This window comes from Clostridium coskatii (assembly GCF_001675205.1).
GTDB lineage: Bacteria > Bacillota > Clostridia > Clostridiales > Clostridiaceae > Clostridium_B > Clostridium_B ljungdahlii.
In genome coordinates this window covers 100,436-118,106 of sequence record NZ_LROR01000034.1, presented here as the reverse complement: position 1 = coordinate 118,106, position 17,671 = coordinate 100,436, and the positions used below count along the sequence as shown (strand labels likewise).

17 protein-coding genes and 15 tRNA genes are annotated in these 17,671 nt (G+C 32.0%); 4 read left to right on the top strand and 28 right to left on the bottom strand.

Annotation, left to right across the window (positions count from 1 at the left end; translation table 11 throughout):
• Positions 1 to 26: 26 nt before the first annotated feature.
• Positions 27 to 224 carry a helix-turn-helix transcriptional regulator gene (locus tag CLCOS_RS05165; RefSeq protein ID WP_242866906.1) on the bottom strand — a complete coding sequence of 66 codons (198 nt, stop codon included), beginning with the start codon at positions 222 to 224 and terminating at the stop codon, positions 27 to 29.
• Positions 225 to 375: 151 nt separating this feature from the next.
• Between CLCOS_RS05165 and CLCOS_RS05160 the strand changes: the two genes are divergently transcribed.
• Together CLCOS_RS05160 and CLCOS_RS05155 are read left to right on the top strand one after the other, a co-directional pair.
• Positions 376 to 1,176 (top strand): helix-turn-helix domain-containing protein, encoded by an 801-nt coding sequence (locus tag CLCOS_RS05160; RefSeq protein WP_063600893.1) that lies wholly within the window; start codon positions 376 to 378, stop codon positions 1,174 to 1,176.
• Positions 1,177 to 1,202: 26 nt separating this feature from the next.
• Complete coding sequence (locus CLCOS_RS05155) at positions 1,203 to 2,390, top strand: tyrosine-type recombinase/integrase (RefSeq protein WP_063600892.1); 1,188 nt, start codon at positions 1,203 to 1,205, stop codon at positions 2,388 to 2,390.
• Between the two features lie 110 nt (positions 2,391 to 2,500).
• On the opposite strand, the gene CLCOS_RS05150 is transcribed toward CLCOS_RS05155, so the two are convergent.
• The 19 genes from CLCOS_RS05150 to CLCOS_RS05060 form a co-directional block, all read right to left on the bottom strand.
• Positions 2,501 to 2,577 (bottom strand) — tRNA-Arg (locus CLCOS_RS05150).
• Positions 2,578 to 2,605: 28 nt separating this feature from the next.
• Positions 2,606 to 2,679, bottom strand: a tRNA-Gly gene (locus tag CLCOS_RS05145).
• A 19-nt stretch (positions 2,680 to 2,698) separates the two neighbouring features.
• A tRNA-Pro gene (locus CLCOS_RS05140) sits at positions 2,699 to 2,774 on the bottom strand.
• Between the two features lie 17 nt (positions 2,775 to 2,791).
• Positions 2,792 to 2,867 (bottom strand) — tRNA-Lys (locus CLCOS_RS05135).
• Positions 2,868 to 2,873: 6 nt separating this feature from the next.
• Positions 2,874 to 2,950 (bottom strand) — tRNA-Arg (locus CLCOS_RS05130).
• Between the two features lie 5 nt (positions 2,951 to 2,955).
• Positions 2,956 to 3,029: transfer RNA gene (locus CLCOS_RS05125), tRNA-Gly, on the bottom strand.
• An 8-nt stretch (positions 3,030 to 3,037) separates the two neighbouring features.
• Positions 3,038 to 3,112, bottom strand: a tRNA-Gly gene (locus CLCOS_RS05120).
• Positions 3,113 to 3,142: 30 nt separating this feature from the next.
• Positions 3,143 to 3,227, bottom strand: a tRNA-Leu gene (locus tag CLCOS_RS05115).
• A 30-nt stretch (positions 3,228 to 3,257) separates the two neighbouring features.
• Positions 3,258 to 3,333 (bottom strand) — tRNA-Lys (locus tag CLCOS_RS05110).
• 4 nt (positions 3,334 to 3,337) lie between these two features.
• A tRNA-Gln gene (locus CLCOS_RS05105) sits at positions 3,338 to 3,412 on the bottom strand.
• Positions 3,413 to 3,416: 4 nt separating this feature from the next.
• A tRNA-His gene (locus tag CLCOS_RS05100) sits at positions 3,417 to 3,492 on the bottom strand.
• Between the two features lie 7 nt (positions 3,493 to 3,499).
• A tRNA-Lys gene (locus CLCOS_RS05095) sits at positions 3,500 to 3,575 on the bottom strand.
• A gap of 3 nt (positions 3,576 to 3,578) precedes the next feature.
• Positions 3,579 to 3,655, bottom strand: a tRNA-Arg gene (locus CLCOS_RS05090).
• Between the two features lie 5 nt (positions 3,656 to 3,660).
• A tRNA-Gly gene (locus CLCOS_RS05085) sits at positions 3,661 to 3,734 on the bottom strand.
• A 78-nt stretch (positions 3,735 to 3,812) separates the two neighbouring features.
• A tRNA-Pro gene (locus CLCOS_RS05080) sits at positions 3,813 to 3,888 on the bottom strand.
• A 119-nt stretch (positions 3,889 to 4,007) separates the two neighbouring features.
• A complete protein-coding gene (locus tag CLCOS_RS05075) occupies positions 4,008 to 4,478 on the bottom strand; it encodes a metallophosphoesterase (RefSeq protein WP_063600891.1) in 471 nt (156 codons plus the stop codon).
• Between the two features lie 3 nt (positions 4,479 to 4,481).
• Positions 4,482 to 5,090: an XTP/dITP diphosphatase gene (locus CLCOS_RS05070; RefSeq protein ID WP_063600890.1), complete on the bottom strand. Its 609-nt coding sequence runs from the start codon at positions 5,088 to 5,090 to the stop codon at positions 4,482 to 4,484.
• Positions 5,090 to 5,836 carry a ribonuclease PH gene (gene rph, locus CLCOS_RS05065; RefSeq protein ID WP_063600889.1) on the bottom strand — a complete coding sequence of 249 codons (747 nt, stop codon included), beginning with the start codon at positions 5,834 to 5,836 and terminating at the stop codon, positions 5,090 to 5,092. The genes CLCOS_RS05070 and rph overlap by 1 nt, the downstream gene beginning before the upstream one ends.
• Positions 5,837 to 5,880: 44 nt before the next feature.
• Positions 5,881 to 6,870 carry an AIR synthase family protein gene (locus tag CLCOS_RS05060; protein ID WP_063600888.1) on the bottom strand — a complete coding sequence of 330 codons (990 nt, stop codon included), beginning with the start codon at positions 6,868 to 6,870 and terminating at the stop codon, positions 5,881 to 5,883.
• Positions 6,871 to 6,955: 85 nt separating this feature from the next.
• Here CLCOS_RS05060 and CLCOS_RS05055 point away from each other — a divergent pair, with 85 nt between their 5' ends.
• Positions 6,956 to 8,368: a hypothetical protein gene (locus tag CLCOS_RS05055; RefSeq protein WP_242866908.1), complete on the top strand. Its 1,413-nt coding sequence runs from the start codon at positions 6,956 to 6,958 to the stop codon at positions 8,366 to 8,368.
• Positions 8,369 to 8,735: 367 nt separating this feature from the next.
• Here CLCOS_RS05055 and CLCOS_RS05045 read toward each other — a convergent pair whose 3' ends face one another.
• The gene (locus CLCOS_RS05045; protein WP_013240298.1) at positions 8,736 to 10,352 is read right to left on the bottom strand and encodes a peptide ABC transporter substrate-binding protein; all 1,617 of its coding nucleotides are present in this window, start codon (positions 10,350 to 10,352) and stop codon (positions 8,736 to 8,738) included.
• Positions 10,353 to 10,497: 145 nt separating this feature from the next.
• On the opposite strand from CLCOS_RS05045, the gene CLCOS_RS05040 reads away from it, so the two are divergent.
• Positions 10,498 to 10,704: a hypothetical protein gene (locus tag CLCOS_RS05040; protein WP_063600886.1), complete on the top strand. Its 207-nt coding sequence runs from the start codon at positions 10,498 to 10,500 to the stop codon at positions 10,702 to 10,704.
• 140 nt (positions 10,705 to 10,844) lie between these two features.
• Here CLCOS_RS05040 and gatB read toward each other — a convergent pair whose 3' ends face one another.
• From gatB to CLCOS_RS22945, 7 genes are all read right to left on the bottom strand, one after another.
• Positions 10,845 to 12,299, bottom strand: a complete 1,455-nt coding sequence (gene gatB / locus CLCOS_RS05035; protein ID WP_063600885.1) for an Asp-tRNA(Asn)/Glu-tRNA(Gln) amidotransferase subunit GatB — start codon at positions 12,297 to 12,299, stop codon at positions 10,845 to 10,847.
• Positions 12,300 to 12,304: 5 nt separating this feature from the next.
• Complete coding sequence (gene gatA, locus CLCOS_RS05030; protein WP_063600884.1) at positions 12,305 to 13,762, bottom strand: Asp-tRNA(Asn)/Glu-tRNA(Gln) amidotransferase subunit GatA; 1,458 nt, start codon at positions 13,760 to 13,762, stop codon at positions 12,305 to 12,307.
• Between the two features lie 19 nt (positions 13,763 to 13,781).
• Positions 13,782 to 14,069 carry an Asp-tRNA(Asn)/Glu-tRNA(Gln) amidotransferase subunit GatC gene (gatC, locus tag CLCOS_RS05025; RefSeq protein WP_063600883.1) on the bottom strand — a complete coding sequence of 96 codons (288 nt, stop codon included), beginning with the start codon at positions 14,067 to 14,069 and terminating at the stop codon, positions 13,782 to 13,784.
• 13 nt (positions 14,070 to 14,082) lie between these two features.
• A complete protein-coding gene (locus tag CLCOS_RS05020) occupies positions 14,083 to 14,808 on the bottom strand; it encodes a gamma-glutamyl-gamma-aminobutyrate hydrolase family protein (protein ID WP_063600882.1) in 726 nt (241 codons plus the stop codon).
• Positions 14,809 to 14,942: 134 nt separating this feature from the next.
• Positions 14,943 to 16,985 carry a sigma-54 interaction domain-containing protein gene (locus CLCOS_RS05015; protein ID WP_343217891.1) on the bottom strand — a complete coding sequence of 681 codons (2,043 nt, stop codon included), beginning with the start codon at positions 16,983 to 16,985 and terminating at the stop codon, positions 14,943 to 14,945.
• A 71-nt stretch (positions 16,986 to 17,056) separates the two neighbouring features.
• Positions 17,057 to 17,326, bottom strand: coding sequence for a hypothetical protein (locus CLCOS_RS05010; protein WP_013240305.1), 270 nt, complete (start codon positions 17,324 to 17,326; stop codon positions 17,057 to 17,059).
• Between the two features lie 178 nt (positions 17,327 to 17,504).
• Entirely contained in the window at positions 17,505 to 17,633 is a 129-nt protein-coding gene (locus tag CLCOS_RS22945) for a hypothetical protein (protein WP_275507159.1), read from the bottom strand.
• Positions 17,634 to 17,671: the final 38 nt, after the last annotated feature.

The window sequence follows — 17,671 nt, the reverse complement described above, 5'->3', positions numbered from 1 at the left end:
AATCCCTCCAGGCTTAATTAATTTTATTAAAAAAATAGTTCTTTCACATCTTCACCCAAAAGTTCTGCTATTTTCTTCATCAAGTCCCTCCTGGGTTCAACTTCCCCCTTCTCTATTCTTCCTAAATATTGAGGCGTTATACCAAGTTGTTTTGAAAGTATCCCCTGCTTTATGCCCTTTTCAACTCTCTTAGCTTTCAATTTATACAACATATAATCATCCATTCCCCCTTATAATGATAATACTATTTTATTATTTTATTGATTTTATAATTTAATTCTATCACTATTTTAATGATTGTCAATAATTTTATGAACTACATATTTATAAATTTAATGATTTTATGATATACTATGTTCATAGGGGGAGTACAAAATGGAATTTAAAGATAGGCTTAAACAGCTTCGCGAATCTAAAGGTCTGACTCAAAAGGAACTTGCAGATGAACTTAATAAACTCAACACAGACTTAAATAATAATTCTAAAATATATACACAGACTATATCTTACTGGGAAAACGGTAGAGATCCATCAATTGGAATGCTTATAAAAATAGCACAGTATTTTGACGTTCCAACAGATTACCTGCTTGGTAAAACTGACTCTGTAAGTATAGATGAAATTAACTTCGAGTATTTTTCTAAATATCTTTCAAAGCAAAATATTGAAAAGCTTATAAAAAATTATCCTGACAATATGAAAAAGGCAGTGTATTTTTTGCTCTCAAATTATACTTCTGATATTTTCACAAATTTTGATAATGAAAAAAAACAGTATGAAATAAACTTAGATTTTCTATATCTCATAACTAAAGCTGTAGATATACTGAAAAGTTTTTACGATGAAATAGAGAATAAAGTTTTATACTACAACACTGAAAGTTCCCTTGATGATGTTAAATATATGGATTCTATCTCCAGAGATAAACTTAAAGATATAAACAGGCTTAAATTTATTACAAAAGTTGGGCTTGATTCAATAATAGATAAACTTGAAAACCTCGTTTTATTCTGTGATGAACAGTCCAAAATAAAGCTTAAAGATGAAATTTTAGAATATACCAACGGAAATGAGTTTAATAAAAATTATTTTTCAAAACACTTAAAAAAAGCTTTTACAAATCTGGTTGATGATGCACTAAATTCATCAAAATACACAGTCAAACAGCAGCCATAATTACATATGGAAGGAAGGTGTAATATATGCCCTCTAAAAAAGCAAATGGTGAAGGCTCCGTACAAAAATATTATAAAGATGGAGTTCTAAAGGGATGGAGAACTACAATTACTATAGGACACGATGATACCGGAAAGCTTGTACGAAAGCAGTTTTACGGAAAGACAAAACTGGAGACTATAAAAAAGAAAGATGAATATATGAATAAATCCGCTGCAGGACTCCTTCCCTGTGATGAGAAGATAACTCTGCAGGAATGGATTAAAATATGGCTTTATGAATACAGAATCAATGATTTAAGACCTTCTACTCTTGAAAGATACTGCGGAATATATAAAATTTATATATTAAATTCACCTATTGGATTGAAAAAACTTAAAGATTTAAAAACTGCAAACTTACAGGCTTATTATAATATTCTTATACAGGAAAAACATAAGACACCTAATGTAATTAAAAATTTGAATAAATTGCTTAAAACTGGTTTAAATCAAGCTGTCAAAGAACACTACATTATTATCAATCCATGTAACAGTGTTACTTTACCAAAGTTACCACCTAAAAAAGAAATTCAAATATTTACTGTTGAGGAAGAAAAGAAGTTCATAAAATCTTTGTCCAGCCATAGAAACAGAGCTCTGTTTATGCTTGCACTTGGAACCGGATTAAGGCAGGGTGAAATATTAGCCTTAAGGTGGTCAGATATAAATCTTGAAGAAAACGAGCTGAAAGTCCAGAGGACTTTTAAGAGAGTACAATTAATAAATAGAGATAATTCCAAAAATAAAACAGAATTAATTGTCCAGGAACCAAAGACCAAAAATAGTAAAAGAACTATTCCTATACCATCTGCCATAGCTGCAGAACTAAAAAAGCACAAGATAAGACAGGCAGAAGAGAAGTTAAAAGCGGGAGATATATATGTAGATAATGATTTGGTATTTCCAAATGCTATTGGTGAACCTACTGATGCTAAAAATATAACCAGGAGTTACAAAAGGGCTTTAAAGCGTGCTGATATTTCATATAAAAATTTTCATGCCATGAGGCATACTTATGCTACAAGATTGTTTGAGGCAGATATTCCTCTGAAAACAGTGCAGGAACTTTTAGGCCACGCTGATATTTCGACGACTGCTAATGTTTATACTCATGTTCTTCCAAGACAAAAAATAAAAGCTGTAGATAAGTTAAATGATTTGTTCGCTCTATAAATTCATAGGGCGTCTTTTTATTTGTGTTTATATATTTTTATGGTGGTTGTGTTACGGTTGTGTTATTTGGCAATAAAAAAGGCCTCACGATATCGTGAAAGCATTGATACTGGTGCACCCAGGGAGATTCGAACTCCCGGCCTCTGGATTCGAAGTCCATCACTCTATCCAGCTGAGCTATGGGTGCTCATACTATTTAATTATAAATATGAAAATGGAGCGGGTGAAGAGAATCGAACTCTCATAACTAGCTTGGAAGGCTAGCACTCTACCATTGAGTTACACCCGCATATCTTTATTAAATTAAATGGTCGGGGTGACAGGGATTGAACCTGCGACCTCATGGTCCCAAACCACGCGCGCTCCCATCTGCGCCACACCCCGTTATTAAATTGAACTTATGGTGCGTCATCGGGGGCTCGAACCCCGGACAACCTGATTAAGAGTCAGATGCTCTACCAACTGAGCTAATAACGCTAATCATGGTGCGTCTTAAGGGATTCGAACCCCCGGCACACGGCTTAGAAGGCCGTTGCTCTATCCAACTGAGCTAAAGACGCATATTTGGAGCGGGTGAAGAGAATCGAACTCTCATAACTAGCTTGGAAGGCTAGCACTCTACCATTGAGTTACACCCGCAATTTATTTGGAGCGGAAGACGAGATTCGAACTCGCGACGTTCACCTTGGCAAGGTGACGCTCTACCACTGAGCCACTCCCGCATATATAAAAGTTGTACTTATTATTACAAATGGTGCAGGTGAAGGGAGTCGAACCCCCACGCCGTAAAGCGCTAGATCCTAAGTCTAGTGCGTCTGCCAATTCCGCCACACCTGCATAGACTAATGTAATAATTTTAAATTAAAATGGTGGCTTACCGGGGAATCGAACCCCGGACAACATGATTAAAAGTCATGTGCTCTACCAACTGAGCTAGTAAACCATTTTGGCTGGGATGGCAGGATTTGAACCTACGAATGATGGAGTCAAAGTCCATTGCCTTACCACTTGGCTACACCCCAACAGTGGGGTGAACGATGGGGCTCGAACCCACGACAACCAGAACCACAATCTGGCGCTCTACCAACTGAACTACGTTCACCAAATCTTGGTGCGCCATCGGGGACTCGAACCCCGGGCAACCTGATTAAGAGTCAGATGCTCTACCAACTGAGCTAATGGCGCTTATGGTGCGTCTTAAGGGATTCGAACCCCCGGCACACGGCTTAGAAGGCCGTTGCTCTATCCAACTGAGCTAAAGACGCATATTTGGAGCGGGTGAAGAGAATCGAACTCTCATAACTAGCTTGGAAGGCTAGCACTCTACCATTGAGTTACACCCGCATAATCTTTCATGTCAAATAAAAAGAATTCACTACTTTATTTCTTCCTTACATTCAACTAAGCTCTATCTTAATTAAATGGTCGGGGTGACAGGGATTGAACCTGCGACCTCATGGTCCCAAACCACGCGCGCTCCCATCTGCGCCACACCCCGTTATTAAGAAATCATCTTGTTTATCTTGAAATCTTTTTTGTAACTCCTGACAACATCAATTATTTTACACGATATATTCTAATTCGTCAATACCCTATTTTACTTTTTTTTATTTTTATTTATAATTCTATGATATCTGGCCTTATAATTTTATCATTTATGCTTATGATAGCAGCGCTTTTCAGCCCATTTCTAGGCAAAGACGGGCTTCCTGGATTAACAAAGTATATACCATCCTCATAGGCTATCTCAGATACATGAGTATGCCCAAACAGGACTATATCTGCCTCTTCCTCTAAAGCCCTATATCTTAATCTAGATAAATCGTATTTAACGTCATACCTATGCCCATGAGTTATTAAAAATTTTTTACCTTCTATGATTTCTATCCTTTCAGGAGGGACATCTACAGTAAAATCACAATTTCCCCTTACGTTTATAATATTACCATGATAAAACTTTTCTATCTCTTTTACATCTTCTACATTATCTCCAAGATGAATAATCAAATCCATATGATTTAATACCTGCATAACTTTTTTTACCATTTGCTTGTATCTATGTGTATCACTTATTACTCCTATTTGCAAATTCTAAACCTCCTCCATAATGTCCCTCATTTGCTCCTTCAATTTTTTAAGTGCATTAGCTCTATGACTTATAGAGTTTTTTATTTCATAGGGCAGTTCTCCAAAGGTTTTATGATATTCGGGCACGTAAAACAGCGGATCATAGCCAAATTTATTATTTCCTCTCTCTTCGTCGCATATTGTACCCTTTACTTCGCCTTCAACTTTAAATGTCCTTTTTGAATCCACTATAAGTACTAGTGCGCATACAAACTTAGCTTCCCTATCTTGTGGTCTCATACCTTTTAAAAGCTTTAACAGCTTTTCATTGTTTTTTTTGTCATTTCCATGTTCCCCTGCAAACCTTGCAGAGTACACTCCTGGTGCCCCATTTAGTCCTTTAACCATTAATCCTGAATCATCTGCAAGAACCATACACTTATTCTGCAGTATATGGTATATAGTACTGGCTTTTTTATAGGCATTTTCTGAAAATGTTTTTCCATCCTCTAAAATATCCACATTTAAATTCATATCTTTCATAGACAAAATTTCTATAGGATATTTGGAAAGTATTTGCTTAATTTCTCTTATCTTATTACAATTATTGCTTGCCACTACTAGTTTTTTCATCATTTTCCTCCTGTACCTATCCATAGAGAATCCATTTTTAAACTCTCTTTTTGGGCATGAATCATATTGTTTATTCCTTTTTCACCTAAACGTAAAAATTCTTGCAAATCATCTCTAGTAAATGGGCTTTGTTCTCCTGTACCCTGTATTTCAACAAACTCTCCTGAATCCGTCATTACTATGTTCATATCCACTTGAGCTCTTGAATCTTCTAAATAGCATAAATCAAGCATTCTCACATTATTTACTATTCCCACACTTATAGCACTGACAAAATCTCTTATAGGATAAACTGTAAAAGGGGTACGTTTATGAAGTTTATTTACAGCATCTACAAGTGCTACAAAAGCTCCTGATATAGAAGCAGTTCTAGTTCCTCCATCTGCTTGGATTACATCACAGTCAATCCATATAGTTTTTTCTCCCATAGCTTTCAAGTCCACTACAGATCTAAGTGCTCTTCCTATTATTCTTTGTATTTCCATTGTCCTTCCATCAATTTTTCCTTTGGTTATATCTCTAATTTTTCTAACTTGAGTAGCCCTAGGCAGCATATTATATTCACAGGTAATCCATCCTTCTCCTTTTCCTTTTAAGAAAGGAGGTACTCTATCTTCTATAGAAGCAGTACATATTACCTTTGTATCTCCTGTTTCTATAAGTACTGATCCTTCTGCATATTTTGTATAATCTCTTGTTATTTTTATAGGCCTAATCTGATCATATTTTCTACCATCAATTCTCATACTTTACCTCCAAAATCAAAACTATATTACTAATTATACATCAATTATTTCAACTTTTCCTCTAGTACAAATAACTCATCTCTTTTAGGCGGTACAACCTCTTTTTCAAATTCATCACAAACCAATATTCCCTTTTCCCTGGTAATTTTGCCTATGATATATGCATTAATATTTTGGCTTTTTAAAAGCTTAGCGAGTTTACTTCCATCTTTTGTAGTAATGAGCATACTTCCTGAAGATATAAACCTCAAAGGGTCAACTGCGTACTTATTACATATCTTTTCTGTTATTTTAGTAATTGGCATCTTATTTTTATATACTTTAAATCCCACTTTACTTGCCTTAGCAACTTCCCAAAGTGCTCCTAGTACTCCACCTTCAGTTATGTCGTGCATAGAATTTACTCCTGATTTTGCTGATAAAATTCCCTCTTTTACCACACTTATATATTTTATATAATCTTTTGCCTCTTTTATTTCCTCAGGAGTAAGTATATTCTTTAATTTATCCTCATAGTCATTTACTACAATACTAGTTCCCTCCAGACACAAATGTTTTGTTACTAGTATATCGTCCCCTTCTTTTGCACCCGAAGTAGCTACAGCTTCTCCACTTTTTCCTTTTCCTATTACAGTACAGGATATTACCATTTTATTTACAGCTCTTGTTATTTCCGTATGCCCGCCTAAAATTTCCACATTTATCTTTTCCGTTTCCTCACTGATTTCTTCCATAACTCTTCTTATATCTTCTAAAGAACTACTTTCTGGAGCTAAAATCGTAACTAAAATTCCAACAGGCTCCACTCCACAAGATGCTATATCATTACAATTTATATGAACTGCAAGCTTTCCACTGTTCACACTAGCCCCTGTAATAGGATCTGTAGACATGACACATTCCATATCACCAAAATTAACTACACTGCAGTCCTCTCCTATACCGCTTCTTATTCTCACATCTTCTCGTACTACTTTCCTATTTTCATCTATTATAGTTTTTAAATCTTCCCAATTTAATTTTCCAGCTTTCATAAAAATTCCTTCTTTCTAAAAATAAACAAGCACTATTTTACATCTCACCTCATATTATATATATAAGGATTAATTTATGGTAGGTGTGAATATTTTGAAATATATAGGACCTTTTTTGAGAATTAATAAGGTAAACCCGGCTAACATCAAAAATCAACTATTTTATTTATCAAAAGAATCTTTAAAGGAAATTGTACTGCACTCAGAATGCGGAGTTTCCACTCCAGTTAAAGAACTTGATATAAAAAACATACCCAACTTTGATATTAACACATTTAAAGGTGTTTCTCCACTTATATGTATTTATAGGAAAGCAAACCCTATTCTCATAAATATGGACAATAAGTTATGTTGGAACCAAGATAAATTTAAAAAAGAAATAAACATAGATAGCAATACACTTATGACTCTATGTTTACTAGAACTTTCTGATTATTATAATCTATTTAACAATATAGATAAAAGAAATTATAATTTAGGTAAACTATACGAATCCCTTTCTAAAAGTCAATTAAAATTTTATGCCCTGCACTTTAGAAATAATGAAGGTGTATTTACAGATAAAAAACTAGAAGACGGTTCCCTTATGGATGACTTAAAATTTGCAGATAAAAATAAAAAGTTTAAATTTTCATCTCAGGCACTTTTAATGGCTGCCTACTACAAATGCAGTACTTTACTTGAAGGAGAAGAAAGGGAGGACTTTAGAAATTTTTCTTTTGACATTTTAAATATGCTTATAAAATTAAAAGAAGACTTGTATGATTTATCTTTTGAAGAACTTACAAGATTATGCTTTGGTCTTAATATATTTTACAGTTATTCCAAAGACTTGACCTGTAAAGATCTAATACTCGACATATCAGAGCTCATATTTGAAAAATTTTATTCTGACAACACCTTGGCTGAATCTTTAAGAGAAACAGATGTAGAAAATGATTCATTGAATTATATAAATTATATGCTTATATATAAGTACACAAATATTATAAAGTCTAAGGACAATGCCGACTTTATATTTAAAAGACTTTTAAAGTTGTATGATGCAGAAAAAGGATTATTTATTAAAAACACCTCCAAAAAAAACATTGAATTTACATGTTTAGAAATCATGCTATATCTTACAGTCTTTCTCATAGATGTAGATGTATATAAGGATAAAGACAAAAACAGTTTAATAGTACTCGACATATTTAAGCGTCAGCTTATAGACTCAGGTATAATTTTAAGTTGGCCTGATGCCCCTGATCTAAGTAGTGCAGAAAGGTACGAAAACTTTTCTCTTAAATCTGAAGATTTAAGAGAAGAACAAAATTTTAAAACAGATTCAATTCCATCACCTGAATCATGTGAAATAGCACCTGTTTTTACCAAATACGTAACTTACAGCAGAAAAAAGGAAAGTTTTAAATCTGTAAAAACTTCCTTTGACGCCTATAAAAATATGTCTATATTTTTTCTTGTAATACATCTTTTAAGTCCTAAAATAGCACAATAATAATACATCAGTACTAAAAGTTTTTAAAAATATTTTTTAATATTTAGGACATAATAATATAACTACAGTACAAGCACTTCATAATTTAACTTTAAAACTAAGTCTGCTTCTATAAGGTAGGTGATACCTAATGATGAATATTAATTGCTCGGAAAGTTGCATACATGAAAAAAACGGAAAATGTACCTTAGATCAAATTAATGCTATTGCAAACCTTTCATCTTTAGAAACAAACTGTATATATTTTACTCCAAAAGGACAATTAAAAAGCACTTCAAACCAATTTACAAATCTCAATTCTAATTAACGAAAGGGTCTCATATTTATGAGACCTTTTCAAGCCTTTTAAAAAGTACTATATGCTCTATCAATGAACATCTAAATAAGCTTTATCTAACTTTATATTTCCCAATTTATTAGTATAAATACCCTGTACATAGTTTTTTTGACTTATAATTACATCATTGAAATATAAGGGGATGATTGGCATGTCTTCCATCAACATATTTTCCATTTCCTTAAGTATCTCTATTCTTTTAGTTCCATCTTTCTCAAATTTAGCATTCATAAATTTATTGTCAAATTGCACATTTCTATATCCATACAAATTATATTGGGATGCAGACCTCCACATATCCAAAAACGACAGAGGATAATCATAGTATCCCTCGTATTTTATCTCTGCCATATCATAATCACCTTTTTTTAACTTCTCATTGAATTTAGAAGCCTCATATCCTTCACACTTCACATCTATCCCAACAGCTTTTTTTATACTTTCACCTATGGCTTCACATGTTTTTTTGTTTTCAACTGTATCCAAATATATGAGTTTTAATGAAGCTTCTCCATAACTAGAACTTACACTTTTCATCATATCAGAAGCTTTTTTTATATCTTCATTGCCTTGAAAAAATACCTTATTTATATACTTGCCATTCAATCCATCCCCTGTATACTGGGGTATATAAGAATATGACTCCAAAGCAGTGCTATTTAATATATTTTTAACTATATTATTTCTATTAATAGAAGCAGCTACTGCCTTCCTAAAACTATTGTCATTTGCAATACCACTCCTTTTTAAATTAAAAGCTATGCCTTCCCCTTGAAGTAAAGGCGAAACTTTATATTTTGCCTTACCTTCTATAGTTTTTAATTCTCCTAAAGGAGGATCTGTGAACACATTTATTGTAGAGCTTTGAAATGCAGCAAGTGCACTTTCTTTAGTTTTTAAGGAACTCAATGTTATACTATTACTTTTCACCTGTGCCTTGTTCCAGTAATGAGAATTCTTCTTTAATGTAATCTCCCCGCTGTCAGATATATTGTTTATACAAAAACTCCCTGAATACATTATTGATCTATAGTCTTTTTTCCAATCTATGAGTTTAGAATCAATATTTCTAAGTGCATATATAGGCTGAGATAGTATATTCAAAAAATAATTACAGGGATAATTTAATCTTATATTGAGTGTTTTATTATTCAAAGCAGTTATAGCTACATTATTAAAATCACACTTTCCTTTTCTATAATCTTCTACTCCAAATATACAATTTAACTGATCTGAAAATATGTTATTTGTGTTTTTATTTAAAATATCAGAAAAAAAGTTCACAAAGTCATTTGCAGTAATATCAGAACCATCACTCCACTTTCCATCTTTCCTTATTTTAAAAGTATAATTAGTTCCATCTTGACTTATATCCCAACTTTCAGCAAGTGCAGGAACTATTTTGCCATTTTCATCACAATTCACAAGTCCTTCAAATGTGTTTGCAAGTATATCCTTTTCCCTTAAATTATTGGAATCAAGCATTATAAGATCTTCAGGTAACTTACCCAAATTATATGTCACATTATTCTTATAATTACTGCTTTCAGTTTGCTCAACTTTCTTTTGCAAAGATCCTCCAATTAAAGTTATAGAAACTATGGAAATTATGAGCATACCTAATATTATATAAATAAATTTCTTCATATATATCTCCTCATTCCCAATTCATGGGATACTATTTAAATTATTGTCACTTATTATAAAAATAAACAAATCAGACTGTATTATTTTTAATCCATGTTTTTTATGATATAATGTTCACGTACATTTAGATAGAAGGAGTGTAAATATGATACTTACATTAGAAGTTTTAGGTATTTTAACTATGTGTACTATTATGTTTGTTTCAATTTGGGGATTTATAATTATGAAGCAAATGTTATCCCAATTAAAATATAGAAACTATTTAGTAGAAAAACTAACTCAATATATGTATTTTTTGACAAAGAAAGATGACGTTTCTCAAACTAAAACAGACAATAATAAAAAGGAATAAGAAAACCTTAAAATAGTCTCCTATTCCTTTATTTAATTAACTTTTATCCGATGACTACCTGCTCTAATACTCCCATTTATCCAAGTAAGAGTAAAGAGCAGCTACGTCCCTGGATAACGATTTCTAATCATCAGGTGGAGTCAAAACTCCATATGATGCCAAGAACTCTGTTTATTAAATTCTCTATTTACAAGGTCATTTACAATTTTGGGATTCGCCTTTCCCTTGGTTTCTTTCATAACTAAACCTATCATAAATTTAATAGCTCTTTTCTTACCGTTTTTATAATCTTCTAATGGTTTAGGATTGTATTTCATAACCTTTTTTATTATCTGCAGAATTTCATCTTCACTGCTATTTTGTAAAAAGTTCCTCTTCTCAATTATTTCTTCAGGTTTTGCGCCACTTACAAACATTTCCTCCATTATTTCTTTACCTATATTATTAGAAATCATATCTGAGTCTATAAATTTGATTAAACTTACTAGGTCTTCTGGCTTAAATTTAAGTTTACTTAATGATACCGATCGTTCATTCATAAGCCTTGATATATCTCCCATAATCCAGTTAAAAGCAGCTTTAGGTTTTCGGCTTAGCTTAGCAGTTTCCTCAAAGAAATCTGCTACCCCCATATTTAATATTAGTACCTCAGCATCGTGTTTTGAGACATTGTATTCTTTAATAAATCTCTCCACTTTATCATAGGGAAGTTCAGGCATAGTTTTTCTTATTTTATCTATCCATTCATTTGAAATATTTATAGCTGTTAAATCCCCTTCTGGAAAGTATCTATAATCTCTAGCTTGTTCTTTAGCCCTCATAACTTCAGTTCTATTTTTAGACTCATTCCATCTTCTGGTTTCTTGTACTATCTTTTCTCCAGATTCTACAGCCTTTACTTGCCTTAAATATTCATACTCAAAAGCTTTCTCAAGAGCTTTAAAAGAATTTACATTCTTTATTTCCACTTTTACACCAAATTTTCTACTGCCTTTAGGTCTTATAGATATATTACCATCACATCTTAAATAACCCTGTTCCATCTTACAATTTGAAACTCCTATGGATCTCAAAATATTTTTTAACTTCTGAAGATAACAGGTAGATTCCTCTGGGGTTCTTATATCTGGTTTGGACACTACCTCTATAAGAGGTACACCTGCCCTATTATAATTTATCAAGGTACCTGCTTTTGTATGGATTAGTTTTGCTGCATCTTCTTCCATATGTATTCTTTCAATACCTATTTTCTTTTTTTCTCCCTCACTATTTTCTACCTCAATATATCCATCGCTGCACAGAGGGAATCTGTGTTGGGTTATTTGATAATTTTTAGGGCAATCCGGGTAAAAATAATTTTTTCTATCCATTCTACTATTTTTATTTATTGAGCAATTAAGAGCAATTCCCGATTTTATTGTATACTCTATTACCTTTTTATTTATTCTAGGTAGCGCACCTGGAAGTGCAAGACATATTGGACAAACGTGACTATTGGGTTCTCCTCCAAATTCAGTGCTGCACCCACAGTACATCTTAGTTTTTGTTGAAAGTTCTACATGAACTTCCAGGCCAATTACCAATTCATATTCCATAATTTCTACACCTCACTAATTTGTGGACTCATTTTATGCCAGTTAGTAGATTGTTCAAAACTATAAGCTATATTAAAGATCATATCTTCTCTATAATAATTTGTCATAATTTGAAATCCTACTGGAAGTCCATCTACCATACCACAAGGTACAGATATAGCCGGCATACCGGATACATTAGCAGGGAGCACATAAACATCCGAAAGATACATAGATAATGCATTCTTTTTTTTCTCACCTATTTTAAATGCAGTAGTAGGTGAAGTAGGTGCTATAAGTGCATCAAATTCCTTCATGACTTCCTCAAATTGGTTTTTTATAAGGTTTCTAACTTTAAGTGCCTTTTCATAATACTCATCATAGTAACCTTTAGAAAGCATATATGTTCCTAACATTATTCTTCTCTTAACTTCCATTCCCAATGCTTCACTTCTAGATTTAAAATATAAGTCCCTGTAGTCCTTAAAATTTTTTGATCTATATCCATATCTTATTCCGTCAAATCTAGCTAAATTTGAGGAAACTTCAGCACTTGCAATTACATAATAAACTGCCATGGAATACTTTACAAGTGGAATAGAACACTCTTTAACCTCAGCTCCATTTGCCTTTAGTACATCTACAGCTTCTTCTATGGATTTTCTAATTCTATCATCTAACCCATCCTCAAAATATTCTTTAGGTATACCTATCTTCATTCCCTTAATATCTTTAGTCAAACTTTTGCTGTAATCTGGTACTTTCATATCTACTGTAGTAAAGTCATTTTTATCAGATCCTGCTATACACTGGGTTAAACATGCACAATCTTCTATATCTGCTGACATAAGACCTATTTGGTCTAAAGTTGAAGCAAAAGCAACTGCTCCATACCTAGAAACTCTTCCGTAAGTTGGCTTTAAACCTACTACACCACACAAACATGCAGGCTGCCTTACAGAACCACCTGTATCTGTTCCAAGGGACATTACAGATTCACCAGCTGAAACTGAAACAGCCGATCCGCCTGAAGACCCTCCTGGAACTCTGCTCAAATCCCAGGGATTTCTGGCTAACTTAAAAGCACTTTTTTCATTTGAAGATCCCATGGCAAATTCGTCCATATTTGCTTTTCCAATTATTATTCCATCCTCAGCCTCTATCCTTTTTATTACGCTAGCATCATAAGGAGATATGTATCCCTGAAGCATCTTTGAAGCACAAGAGTTTTGCATACCCTTAACGCTTATATTGTCTTTTATAGAAATAGGTATTCCAAAAAGTCTGCCCATCTTTTCACCATGTTTTATTTTCTTATCCAAATCCTTTGCTCTTTTAAGTGCTCCCTCTTTTTCTACATATAAATAAGCTCCCAATGTAGTATCAAATTTATCTATTCTATTTAAATAGGATCTTACAATTTCTTCTACACTTATTTCTTTGTTTTTTAACATATTTTTAATTTCATGTGCAGTCAGCTTCATAAAACCACCTCCTGTAAAATTATTCTATTATCTTGGGTACTACTATATATTCTTTAAGATTTTGTGGTGAATTATCCAGTACTTCCTTTATATCCATAGATTTTTCCACAGTATCTTCTCTAAATTTATTTTCCATGCAATATGGATTTATAGTTATATTCACCCCATCTGTATTTAGTTCATTTAAATTTTCCATATATTTAAACATTCTATCTAGTTCTTCTATGACTTCTTTTTCTTCTTCTTCGTTAAATTCCAGCTTAGCAAGCTGGGCTACATATTTCATTTCTTCTTTTTTCACTCTCATATGGTATCTCCTTTCACTTTTTTCTTGAAACAGACACTAACTTTTTAAATATTTTAAGCATTTGGTCGCTATTACCTGCAAGTCCCTCCGGATGCCATTGAACACCCAAAATGAAATTATCTTTTGTTTTTTCTATAGATTCTATTACACCATCTTTGGCTACTGCACCTACTTTAAACCCTTTTGCTAAATCCTTTATACCCTGATGGTGAAAACTATTTACCATGGACTTTTCTCCAAGTATCGGATACAATATGCTATCTTTATTTACAAGTATGGTATGACCTGTAAAGCTTCTGCTGGAATCTTGAGAATGTTTAATGTAAAATCCATCTTTATCATCAAGATCTTGATATAATGTTCCTCCAAAATATACATTTATTATTTGCAACCCTCTGCAAATGCCAAGTATCGGCTTTTTCAAGCTACATGCTGCCTTAATAAGCTTAAAATTAAAATTATCCAGCTCATATGAAGTAAATCCCTGAGCCTTTATAGGTTCTTCTCCATATAATATGGGATTCACATCATATCCACCAGAAATAATTATTCCATCAACTCTTTTTACTTGATCAAAAATATACTCTTCATTTTCAATTACAGGAAGTATTATCGGTGAGGCCCCAGCCAAAGCTACAGATAAAACATAATCGCTATTTACATACGTCCTTTTTATACCAGGAACTAATCCGCCTCCCATTTCTAATATATTGCCAGATATTCCGATAACTGTATTCATGTTTTTCCTCCCTGAAAGCTATTTCAAATTTAATATAATTTTTATAAGCATTTTTTATGCCATACATTAAAGAAAAAAATATCCTGTGGACGGCTTACTTGCGTAAGTACTGTATATTAAATAGGTTATTTAGGTTATAATTTTGCCCTGTTTTCAATCCATTTTAAAAAATTGTTCCCTTTCGTTGTAATTTTGCTTCCACTTCTCCCCAAATTGCATGATATCAATGACAATTTGTTTAAAATGCTCATTATTCTTCTTATCTCAGCTTCGCTTAACCTTATATTTTTTGCTTCTAAAATTTCCTTTATATTTTTTCTACCAATTCCTGATTTTAAAATTCCTTGTTCTTTAATAATTTTTAATATTGATACTGCATCAAAAATACAATTTTTGCATTTGAGATATGCAGCTTCCTCATCAAAGTTTATATTATATTCAACCAAATAGTAAGGCAAATCTCCAATATTTACTTCATCATCGTTATTCATAATTTTTATATAGGAAGCAACATTCTGAATTTCTCTTATATTACCCGGCCAAGAATAATTCATAAAGATTTCTATGACTTCATCAGATAATCTTATAGTCTTTTTTCTTCCCATAAAATATTTTATAAGAGAAATAATATCTTCTTTTCTTTCTCTTAAAGGTGGTATATTTATAGGCAGTACATTGATTCTATAAAATAAGTCCTCTCTAAATTGCCCTTCTTCTACCATCTGGAGTAAATTTTTATTTGTAGCTGCAATAACCCTAATATCAACATTTATAAGCCTATCAGAACCTATTCTCATTACCTGTCTTTCCTGCAATACTCTAAGCAATCTGGCCTGCAAAGTTAAAGGCATATCACCTATTTCATCTAAGAATATAGTTCCCATATTAGCCTGTTCAAATAATCCAACTTTTCCTTCTTTGCGTGCCCCCGTGAAGGCCCCACTCTCATATCCAAACAATTCACTTTCTAACAAGCTTTCAGGAACTGCAGCACAATTTATGGCAACAAAAGGCCAATTTTTTCTCAAAGATGCATTATGTATTGATTGAGCAAAAAGTTCCTTTCCAGTGCCACTCTCACCTGTTATTAAAACTGTTAAATCTGATTTTGCAACTTTATTGCTTAATTTGATGCATTCCTTTATACTGCTTGAATTTGTTTTTATAGAATTAAAATCATACCTTGCTATAAGTCCTTTATTTGTATATTTTACTGTTAGTTTTTTTGCAAGCTGTTCTAAATACGTAACTTCATTTATACTGATATAGCATCCTTTTTTTTCTCCATAGTAGACAACAATTTCTTTATTAACTACTATAAACTTGTCTCTATATTCTATAAGCTCATCTTTAACACTATTTTTCACAAGTAAGCATACCAAATTTTTATCCAAGACATCTTCAATATTTTTACATTTGATATTTTTTCTTATATTAAATAACTTTTCAAAGGCATTATTGTAAAATGATATATTCCCATCTAAATCCGTAAACATTATTCCTTCTTTAGACATATTAAGTACTGCATTCAAATCTTCATTTTTAATATAAAGTTCCTTATATTTATCTTTGATGCCGCTGTCTAAATTTACGATTTTTTCTGAATATTTAAACAATCTGGTGTCAATTACTCTATTTTTAAGTACTAATTTATTAGAAATATTAATAAAAGTGGATATATCAATGTGTCGATTTCCTATATCTATAATTTTTTCAATATATTTTGGTACTCTGGGAACTTCACCAGGAGTTATTGCAAATTTTATGTTTTCATAATTTTGATTTTCGTCATAAGGTATAAGGGTAATATTATTTACGCCTATCCTATATAATAGAGATATAGTTTCCAATGTGGCTGATTTAGCATTATTTACCACAAGAGCTTTAGTGCCCTGAGGAATATTAAATATTTTATAAACTTCATTTTCTTTTATCGTTCTTTTAATGACTATTATATTTTTTTTATTTTTTACATATCTCTCTATTTCAATTGCTATTTCATCATTCATTATGAGTATTACATCATCGTCTATCTTATCTGTACTTTTAAGCTCATTCAAATAATAATTATTTATTACAGCAAAACCCTTATATATCTCTTCTATATTGCTTTTCAAAAATACAGCCACTAAAGAATTGCTATTTGTAACAATTCCAATAGATTTCAATATATTCACCCCCAAGCTGTCGCCCATATTGGGCGCACCTAAAAAATGAGACAATCTACCAAAAGATTGTCTCTATACTCTTAATAAACTTTCATATACATAAAAAACATAGTTGCGCAAGCTATCAATACACATGTTATAGGGTATACTATATTTCTAAAGTTAGCTCTAGAAATTATCATATTTATAGCCCAAGCTACCATAGTAACAAATATGCTCCACTGCAGCGTGCAATAATCATTAAAGTACTTTACATATGTAAAATGATATGTAGTAAGGAGCGTTAATATCAATGCCAAGATAGTAAAAATAACTCCTATCCACCCTAATAAATTTATTGTCCTTTTCATTTTTATCCTCCACTATAGTGATCCCAAGCAAAACTTAGTAGCATATTAAAGAAAATAAGCTGCCTATAACCTAGAATCTCTATACTATACAAATAGTTTAACTTTCATATAAAATTAAACTATTCTTATAATAATCCTTTTTTACTTCTTTGTAAATATTTATAGCATGCCTTCAAATTCACTTTTCTTTTATTATTTTAACTCCAAATCTTAATAATTCTTCTATGCTCCTTATTATATTTCCCTGTTTAAAAAATTCTATTATTCCTTTTGCCACTGCTTCTCCTACATCTTGATTTACAAACATTTAATAATTAGCAAAATTAATAAAATGTTATATCTTAT